At 45.1% G+C, this 9,452-nt stretch carries 7 protein-coding genes and 1 rRNA gene; 1 reads left to right on the forward strand and 7 read right to left on the reverse strand.

The features are described from left to right. Positions 1-21 precede the first annotated feature (21 nt). The 6 genes from G344_RS0110115 to G344_RS0110140 form a co-directional block, all read right to left on the reverse strand. Complete coding sequence (locus tag G344_RS0110115; RefSeq protein ID WP_028256111.1) at positions 22-975, reverse strand: ribose-phosphate diphosphokinase; 954 nt, start codon at positions 973-975, stop codon at positions 22-24. Between the two features lie 161 nt (positions 976-1,136). Beyond that, complete coding sequence (glmU, locus tag G344_RS0110120) at positions 1,137-2,513, reverse strand: bifunctional UDP-N-acetylglucosamine diphosphorylase/glucosamine-1-phosphate N-acetyltransferase GlmU (RefSeq protein WP_028256112.1); 1,377 nt, start codon at positions 2,511-2,513, stop codon at positions 1,137-1,139. Between the two features lie 13 nt (positions 2,514-2,526). After that, the gene (purR, locus tag G344_RS0110125) at positions 2,527-3,345 is read right to left on the reverse strand and encodes a pur operon repressor (RefSeq protein ID WP_028256113.1); all 819 of its coding nucleotides are present in this window, start codon (positions 3,343-3,345) and stop codon (positions 2,527-2,529) included. Positions 3,346-3,717: 372 nt separating this feature from the next. Continuing rightward, positions 3,718-4,542, reverse strand: a complete 825-nt coding sequence (locus G344_RS11740) for a peptidoglycan-binding protein (RefSeq protein ID WP_244869515.1) — start codon at positions 4,540-4,542, stop codon at positions 3,718-3,720. 204 nt (positions 4,543-4,746) lie between these two features. After that, positions 4,747-5,907 (reverse strand): Na+/H+ antiporter NhaA, encoded by a 1,161-nt coding sequence (gene nhaA, locus G344_RS0110135; protein WP_028256115.1) that lies wholly within the window; start codon positions 5,905-5,907, stop codon positions 4,747-4,749. Between the two features lie 557 nt (positions 5,908-6,464). Beyond that, positions 6,465-7,133 carry an NAD(P)H-dependent oxidoreductase gene (locus tag G344_RS0110140; protein ID WP_028256116.1) on the reverse strand — a complete coding sequence of 223 codons (669 nt, stop codon included), beginning with the start codon at positions 7,131-7,133 and terminating at the stop codon, positions 6,465-6,467. Positions 7,134-7,801: 668 nt separating this feature from the next. Between G344_RS0110140 and G344_RS11315 the strand changes: the two genes are divergently transcribed. After that, positions 7,802-8,938: a phosphatase domain-containing putative toxin gene (locus G344_RS11315; RefSeq protein WP_051245909.1), complete on the forward strand. Its 1,137-nt coding sequence runs from the start codon at positions 7,802-7,804 to the stop codon at positions 8,936-8,938. A 266-nt stretch (positions 8,939-9,204) separates the two neighbouring features. On the opposite strand, the gene rrf is transcribed toward G344_RS11315, so the two are convergent. After that, positions 9,205-9,321 (reverse strand): 5S ribosomal RNA (gene rrf, locus G344_RS0110150). Positions 9,322-9,452: the final 131 nt, after the last annotated feature.

Below are 9,452 nucleotides of genomic sequence, written 5' to 3' on the forward strand. Positions count from 1 at the left end.
TTGTAATCCTTATACGTCGACTTATTTATCGAACAGATTACTTACCGATACTTCGTGGAAAATACGCATGATAGCTTCACCCAAGAGAGGGGCTACGGACAAGCTGGTAATGTTGGGGAGCTGATGTTCCTTCGGCAAGCTAATCGTGTTCGTTACAATTAATTCTTTAATGTTGGAATTAGCAATGCGTTCGCATGCCGGATCCGTTAATACAGCGTGTGTTACGCAAGCCATAACCGATTTCGCACCGAATTCCTTCAATGCTTTCGCACCTTCTACCAAGGATCCTGCCGTATCAACGATGTCGTCGATGATGATGCAGTTCTTGCCTTCTACATTACCGATAAGGTTCATCACCTTAGCTACGCCCGGCTGCGGACGTTTCTTTTCGATAATAGCAATCGGTGCGCCGATGCGGTCAGCCAAATCACGAGCGCGGGTAACGCCGCCAAGGTCAGGCGATACAACGATCAAGTCTTCCATTTTCTTTTCGTTAATGTATTTCGCCAAAATGGATGCACCTAACAAGTGATCTACCGGTACATCGAAGAAACCTTGAATCTGACCGGCATGAAGGTCGATGGTTACCAAACGGGTAATCCCTGCGGTCTGCATCAAGTCGGCTACCAATTTAGCCGTAATCGGTTCGCGACCACGTGTCTTGCGGTCTTGACGCGCATAGCCATAGTACGGTACGACTGCCGTAATGTGACGTGCGGATGCGCGTTTTAAGGCATCAGCCATAACAAGTAGTTCAACCAAATTATCGTTTACCGGGAAGCTGGTCGGCTGCACGATGAATACGTCCTTACCGCGAACGCTTTCATCGATCATAATCTGTACTTCGCCATTGTTAAAACGTCCAACAAATGCTTCACCCAGCGGCAAGCCAAGATAATCGCAGATTTCTTTCGCTAATTCCGGATTCGCATTACCTGTGAAAATTTTAAGCTTCTTACCGTCTTCAAATGCCATGTTTTGATACCCCTCTTTAATAACTGTACTCTACACAACTGAAGCTTGCGTAACTTCATCGCCTACTATTTTATACTATTTCAGCCATTTTGTGTGATTAATTTTTAAAATTATTGTGATTTAATTTACTTCTTGATTCTGTGAGGTGCCTATGCACCGATTTATTTTTTCTTAAAGGTGTCGTCGGTGACCCAATTTTCTTTAATCATCTGACGAGCACGACCTACCGCCAAGGCTTTGTCCGGTACGTCTTTGGTAATCGTCGATCCGGCACCGATGTAACTGTAAGACCCTACGTGTACCGGTGCAACAAGGTTAGTATTGCAACCGACAAAAGCACCGTCGTCAATGCGCGTGCGATGTTTGATTTTGCCATCGTAGTTAACGGTGATAGTACCGCAACCGATGTTAACGCCACCGCCTACATCGCTGTCGCCGATGTAGGAAAGGTGCGGGAATTTCGTACCTTCGCCAACGATGCTGTTCTTTACTTCCACAAAGTTACCGATGTGTACCTTGTCGCCGATGACCGTATTCGGGCGTAAGTGTACGTACGGTCCGATGTCGGTGCCGTTTTTAATTTCGCAGTCATGGGCATAGGTGAAGTGAATCACATTGTTGTCCCCTACTGTTACATTGGTGAAACGTGTATGCGGTCCGATTTCACATTCCTTACCGATAACGGTGTTGCCTTCGAGGATTGTGCCCGGATGCAAAATGGTATCACTGCCTACAACGACTTCCGGTGCTACATAGGTGGTAGCCGGATCGATGATGGTAACGCCTGCATCCATAAGTTCGCGAAGTTTACGGTTGCGCAAAATCCGTTCGGCTTCCGCCAGCTGTACACGGGAGTTAACGCCTAACGATTCGTCTTCGTCCATAGTCATGTACGCGCTTACTCTTTCACCGGCATTAACCAAGATGCCCACTACGTCGGTAATGTACAATTCGCCTTGTGCATTATCATCGGAAAGCTGTGCCAAGCACGGCCAAAGTTTTTGACTGTCAAAGGCATACATGCCAGTGTTGATTTCCTGCACGGCCAATTCGTCCGGCGTGCCGTCCTTCTGTTCCACAATGCGAAGCACTTTGCCTTCTTCATCGCGAATGATACGACCGTAGCCAGTAGGATTTTCCATGTGCGCCGTCAATACGGTAGCGGCCGCTCCCGTCGCAGCGTGTTCGTTAAGCAATGCCTTGATGGTATCTTCCGTTACCAGCGGTGTATCACCGCACATCAAAACGATGGTGCCGTCAAAGTCACCCAATACCGGTTTGGCTTCGCGTACGGCATGACCCGTTCCTTTTTGTTCCGCCTGCGTTACATATTCACAACGATCACCTAAATAGGCGCGCACTTCTTCACCGCCAAAGCCGACGATGACAACGCTGCGATCGACGCCGACGGCGTTGACTGTATCAAGTACACGTTCTACCATGGCTTTACCGCCTACTTTGTGTAATACTTTCGGCAAGCGCGATTTCATACGCGTTCCCTTGCCGGCGGCCAGCACTAATGCTGCTACCTTGTTCATGTATGTCTACCTCCTATACCTTATCATACACAGGTTCTACATCAATTTGTTTTATTGCTTCATCCACGTTGTTAAGTACCAACAGCGCTTTGTAATCATCGACGAGCTTAGGCTTCGGCGATGCAGTGGCAACGAGTACGCCAATGCCTACAACGACACCGCCCATTTCGTTCACCAGTTCGCGCATACCGTTGGCTGTGCCGCCGGCTTTCATAAAGTCATCTATGAGAAGCACCTTCGATTGCGGCGGAACGGCGCGCTTTGTCAAGGACATCGTTTGAATGCGCCGGGATGAACCGGTCACATAGTTGATGCTGATGGATGAGCCTTCCGTTACCTTGCTGTCCCGCCGTGCAATGACGAGCGGTTTATTAAAGGCCCGCGCTACCATGACCGCCAAAGGAATGCCCTTCGTTTCAACAGTCATAATATAATCCGGCTCGGTATCCGCAAAGCGGCTCATGATGATTTCACCCAATCGGCTTGCTATATGCCAATCATATAATATATCCGACATATATAAAAAGCCGCCGGGAATAATTCGGTCCGGTTCTTCCAAACGGCGCTGTACTTCCTTTAGTACCGCATTGGCGCGTTCACCGCTGCGATACGGAATAAACCGAACGCCGCCGGAGGCTCCGGCCACCGTTTCTAATGTTCCCAGCGAAAAATGCTGAAGCGAATCCTTTACGCATGCCAAGTCTTCACTCAATGTGGATTTGGCAATGCCAAAGAAGTCACAAAAATAATTTAATGGGATCAGCTCCTGTGGCGAATCGACCAATAGCTTCGTCAACGCCACCATGCGCTCCACGCGTCGCACCTTTTCCACTGTCTACCCCCTTGTGAATTACAGTTTGAACCGTAAATCGTCGGTTCCTACCCTAGGATACCACAAACTGTGAAATAAGCCTACACTTTCACCGAAAAATTCCTTACATTCCCGTATTTTTTCTCGGCGAACGTTCGCATCGTTTAATCCAGGAAATGTTTACAGGTACCGTCATTCAAAAGTACCTTCCCCGTATTCCAGTAACTGCATCATAGTAACTGTGTCATAGTAACTGTGTCATAGTAACTGTGTCATAGTAACTGTATAACAAAAAAATTCCCTCCGACCGAAGTCGAAGGGATGGTGTCATTTAGATGTTAACAATTACATATACACTATTTCACTGTAAAACACTGTTATCAACGCACGTGACTATAACACGTATACTTTAACCGTGCGTAGACCGAAGTTGATAGCCTCACCATGTGAGTCCATCGCTAAATCGATACGATTACCGACAATAGCTCCGCCGGTGTCATCGGCTACTGCGTAGCCATAGCCTTCAATGTAGAGCTTTGTCCCCAACGGAATAACGTCCGGATCCACCGATACGTAGCCACGACGCAATAAATTGCCTCGCGCCGTATACGCCGTGTTGCCCGGATCTTCTGCGGAGTACGCGCTGGCACTCATGGTTAAGGTCCTACGATAATTGGTAGGGAACCCTTGCGCTGCAGATAATAACTGAAGCGTACGCGAATCCAATTCGCCGGTGGCCTCTACGCCTTTGGCACGCTGAAAGCGTTTCAACGCATTGGCTGTACCGGAACCGAACACACCGTCAATCTCTCCCGGAGAAAATCCGCTGCCTGCTAGGCGCAGCTGCAAATCCTCCACATGACGGCCGCGATCGCCATACCGTGACACAGCCATCTGACTGCGCACATTACGTGATTGTTGCTGTACTACAAATCGTTTGTTATTCTCTTCCATAGCCGCTAAGGTTTTCGAGTTTACGATTCCCGTTACAGGAATACCATGCTGCTCTTGGAATACACGCACCGCATATTCCGTGTTATTCCCGAAAATACCATCCGCTTGATCAAGCAAATAGCCTTGTGTAATCATCAAGCGCTGTACGTGCTCGACCTCGCTGTTGCTATCGCCTCTGCCTACGTCCGCCAATGCAATAGACCACACCGACATCATTAGACCGAAGAGAACAGTCAATATAGTTAGTTTTTTCAAGATTTCCACCTCGTATCTAAATGCAATCCTATTTTACCGTAAAACGCCCTTTTTGTCAAAAATACCACCTCTTTATGGGTGTGAACCACCACTTTTATCCGTTTTCCTGCTATGTTTTCCCACTTCTTGATAATCGAAGCACAAAAATAAAAGTACGCTCACTCCATAAAGCAAGCGTACTTTTTTAAAGCTATTATAAAACTAATACACCGATTAGCTGTTACTCAGTTGCGGTTCAGCCGGTTTGGCAATAAAGCGAAGAACGATGTAACCGCAGATGCCGGAAAGAACAGAGCCGATAAAGATACCAATCTTTGCCATTTCCTGTGCATGTCCCGGCGGGAATGCCAGGAGGTTTACGAAAAGGCTCATTGTAAAACCGATACCACAGCACAGCGCAATGCCGTATACATGCACCCAATTTGTCTTATCCGGCATAGGTACGATATTCGTTTTTACCAACACGTACATCGTACCGAACACGCCGATTTGTTTTCCCACAAACAATCCGCCGGCAACGCCTAATACCACGGGATGAACCAAGTCGCCGAGGGATACATCGCCCATGGGAACGCCGGTATTAGCAAAACCGAAAATCGGTACAATAAGGAAGGTAACCCAATTGCTAAGGGCATGTTCCCATTCCACAACCGGCGAAATATGGCGACCGTCGCGTTCACCATGGAAGGGAATCGTCATGGCCAAAATTACACCGGCCAAGGTGGCATGCAAGCCGGATTGGAAAATACAGAACCAAAGACCAATGCCAAGAAGTATATACGGAACCGGGCGCACATAATTTTTCTTATTGATGTACATAAGTGCTATAAAAATCAACGCCGCTGCAAACAAGAAAAAGAATTGCAAGGTGTCCGTATAAAAAATAGCGATGATCACAATGGCCATCAAGTCATCCATAACGGCAAGTGTTGTCAGGAACACTTTCATTGCCACCGGCACGCGAGATCCTAAAATAGATACGATACCGATAGCAAAAGCAATATCCGTTGCCGTCGGGATAGCCCAACCGTGAATGTACTCCGGATTACCTCCGTTGAGTACACCGTAAATAATGGCGGGCACACATAATCCAAAGAAGGCACCGATGCCGGGCAAGAAACGTTTCGCATTTGTGTTCAGTTCGCCGTGAACCATTTCGCGTTTTACTTCTAGGCCAACCAACAAAAAGAATATAGCCATGAGCACGTCGTTAATCCAGAGGTGAACATCCAACGGCCCCGCCTTCATATGAAGAAAATTAAAATACACCGGCGCCAATGGCGAGTTTGCCATGATAATGCCGAACACAGCCGCTACGAATAACAATACGCCCCCTGCCGAAGCGGACTGAAAAAAGAAAACCAATCTGCTCATTTACTCTACCTCACTCTTTCAATACACTATTGTTCTGTATAATAATTTATCTTAACTACATATCTTCTCCTATTGCACATAGATTACATATTAATTATATCATAGGGTATTCTTTGTCGTAAATGTGAATGTGTGTATACAATACATGTATGTATATTTTATATGTACTCCTCTTGCTATATCCGTATATATATAGAAAAGAGTGAAAGCCCCGATATAATCAATAGTTATCGGACCTTCACTCTCATTGTCAAGTAGTTACGGCTGTCATTTAAGGAGAATACAATGTCTATTATGCATCCTGCACCACAATCGCTCCGCTATCAATAACAAGCCTCACCTTGTATACGACCTGCCTTTATTTTGTAATCGTACTTGCATCTATCACGCAATCGGACTTATGTCTATTACGAACATCAATTATATAAGTAGACATCCATCCTGTAATTAGACCTATATCTATTACAAACATCCATCATGCAATTAGATCTACACTCTGTACGTTTACTTGCATGTGTCCTCTACGCCGGTTCTTGCATATACACACTGTCTACTTTTTAAATGCGTTCTACAATTTCGCTCATAGGACGACGCGTTTTTTCATGACGCGGTTCTTCCCCGCGGTAGCCAAAGCTTGCCATAACGGCTACGCCGAAATGTTTTGGATCAAGCACGCCGGCTTCTTCCAAAATATCAGCCACCTTCGCATAATCAAAGCCTTCAATAGGGCAAGAATCAATACCCAAGTAAGCAGCCGCGGTAAGCATGTTAGCCATGACGATGTATGCTTGTTTGCGAGACCACTCTAGGGATGCATCTTCAAAGTGAATGAAACCGAAATCCTTTTCACTGTACTGGCGATAAATACTGCGACGCATTTCGCGAGCTTCTTCCGGAATCTGATGCACATCTTTTAACATATGCGTAATATATTCGCCGTCGGCTACTAGGTCTGCCCGTTTACGTGCCAAGAAGATAACCAAATGACTAGCCCCTTCGATGCTGCGCTGCGCGCCCCAAGATACAGGATACAATTTATCCTTCAAGTCCTGACTTTCCACAACCAAAATTTTAAACGGCTCCATACCGAAAGACGTCGGCGCCAATCGACCTGCTTCCAAAATCGTTTCAAAATCTTCATCGCTAACGCGCTTAGTAGGATCAAACTTTTTGCATGCGTGACGGAATTTCATCACATCTAAAATTTTTTTGTTCTCTGCTTTCATACTTCCTCCTATGTTCACTACAATGTATCCCCCGACCCATTGTAAGATTTGTGGCAACATAACTGTTACATACTAACTATCGATGATAAAGTGCACGGTACCAACCAATATGCAAAGCACTCAGTAACTACCGATACACAATGTACTCAGTAACTACCGATACGCAATGTACTCAATAACTACCGATACGCAATGCACTCAGTAACTACCGATACACAACGTACTCAGCAACTACCGATACACAACATACTCAGTAACTATTGATACGCAACGTACTCAGCAACTACCGATACACAACGTACTCAGTAACTATCGATACGCAATGTACTCAGTAACTATCGGTATATAAAATGAGCAATAACTATCGATATATAAAGTACACAATAAAACCGACTGTTTAATTATAATATATTCATTGTGCACAATGCAAGACTCTTTCTCTTTCTATTCCTAGCTATCGCTATTCCTATTGCTATTACCATTACCATTCCTATTCTATTGCTATTCTTGTTCTATTGCTATTCTTGTTCTATTGCTATTCTTGTTCTATTGCTATTCTTGTTCTATTTCTATTGCCATTCCTATTGCATAATGCATTTCAGTGGGATTACAATACGTCTAGATGATATCTAATGTATTAAACGTTCTTTATCTAGGAGGTCTTATCCATGAAGAGATTACATGACCAATCAGTATCGCTCCAACATCAAAAAAAATTATTTCTTACAAGCATGGTGGCTACTATTCTAACTACGATGTGTCTTACTCTTTCCGGCAATGTCATAGCCGCAGACAATACAACAACGCTTAATATAAAGCACGCCACGGATAGTATCGCTACGAAAGGCACTACACCCCATAGCACTGCATACGCTTCCACTACGTCTCCCATAAATCCCAATCAACTCTATCGTCACCGCATTACGCCGGAAGAGCGTGCCCCTTATGCAAATTATTTTTGGCGATATGATAGTAAAGACAACGGAGAGTATCCCGATCGCTTTCGCATGATAACCAATGATGCTCGTCTCAATCCAAAGCTATCGGGAATCTTCACCACAGGATTAGATACACTTCGTATATCCGGTAGCTCCCAGCCAACCGTGCAACAGTTTAAACACATGGCCAAGGAGATTAAACGCAAAACGGATGGTCCTGTATTCGACGTTGATCTTCGTCAAGAAACGCATCTCTTCGTCAATGATTACCCCATCAGTCGCTACGCCAAACGCGATTGGATTAATGTAGGTAAAGCCTCCGAAGAAATTCTTACCACCGAAGAAGAATTAGTGAAGACATTACCGGGACAATCACTTAGTATTCATCGGCTGACAAAAGAAAAAACAGCCGGTACCGGTATGACCATCACCGTTACGTCCGTAGCAACGGAAGCATCGGTTGCCCGTAAAGCCGGTTTCAACTACTGGCGCTTGACTGCTACCGATCATATTTGGCCCGATGCAACAATCGTCGATCAATTCATTTCGTTGTATCGCAATCTACCAACAAATGCATGGCTACATTTTCACTGTGAAGCCGGTAAAGGCCGCACCACAACATTCATGGCCCTTTATGATATGATGCGCAATCCACACGTTCCTCTTTACGATATTTTAAAACGCCAAGAAGCCTTAGGCGGTATCTCTCTCATGGCTACCGGTAACGAAAAAGGTTGGAAAGCGCCTTACAGTAAACAACGCAGCGATATGTTAGCATTATTCCATCAATATGTTACCGAAACAACCTATACTAATTACGCCACACCTTGGAGCACATGGCTTAACCGTCACAACGAAAATAAGTAACCTCCTCACTATAAACAGCTTAAGTAAGACCCTCACTATAAATAGTTATTGACCGAATAAAACTCTTAGATAAAAGACATCAAAAAAGACACCAACAACGAAATGAGCCCCAAATGTATCTAACATTTGAGGCTCACTTCACAAACTGCCGGTGTCTTTTTTATTCTACAAGTTCTTTATTCTGCAAGTTCCTTGTATGTGCAATAACAAAAGAGTTTCTATATGTACAATTAAAGCGTCAACCTTTCGGTTGACGCTTTCTTTCCAATCAGCGACTTCCTATCCTCCCGGGCCGTCTCCAGCCAAGTACTTTCGGCGTTTACGAGCTTAACTACTGTGTTCGAGATGGGAACAGGTGGACCCTCGTAGCTATCGCCACTGAATCTGTCAGAGCTTGCACTCTGAAAACCGCATAGAAGCTATTGTATTTGTTTCACATTAGTCATTGTACTTTTGTACATCCTCTTCCTTACTTCTTAAGTAAAGCCCTCGATCTATTAGTACCAGTCAGCTC

Origin of the sequence: Veillonella magna DSM 19857, from assembly GCF_000428745.1 — a bacterium.
Classification (GTDB): domain Bacteria; phylum Bacillota; class Negativicutes; order Veillonellales; family Veillonellaceae; genus Veillonella_A; species Veillonella_A magna.

Bases quoted from the DNA above. Each gene is read 5' to 3' on its own strand.
- G344_RS0110115 (WP_028256111.1), bottom strand. From the start codon at position 975: ATGGCATTTGAAGACGGTAAGAAGCTTAAAATTTTCACAGGTAATGCG.
- glmU (WP_028256112.1), bottom strand. From the start codon at position 2,513: ATGAACAAGGTAGCAGCATTAGTGCTGGCCGCCGGCAAGGGAACGCGT.
- G344_RS11315 (WP_051245909.1), top strand. From the start codon at position 7,802: ATGAAGAGATTACATGACCAATCAGTATCGCTCCAACATCAAAAAAAA.
- G344_RS0110140 (WP_028256116.1), bottom strand. From the start codon at position 7,133: ATGAAAGCAGAGAACAAAAAAATTTTAGATGTGATGAAATTCCGTCAC.
- nhaA (WP_028256115.1), bottom strand. From the start codon at position 5,907: ATGAGCAGATTGGTTTTCTTTTTTCAGTCCGCTTCGGCAGGGGGCGTA.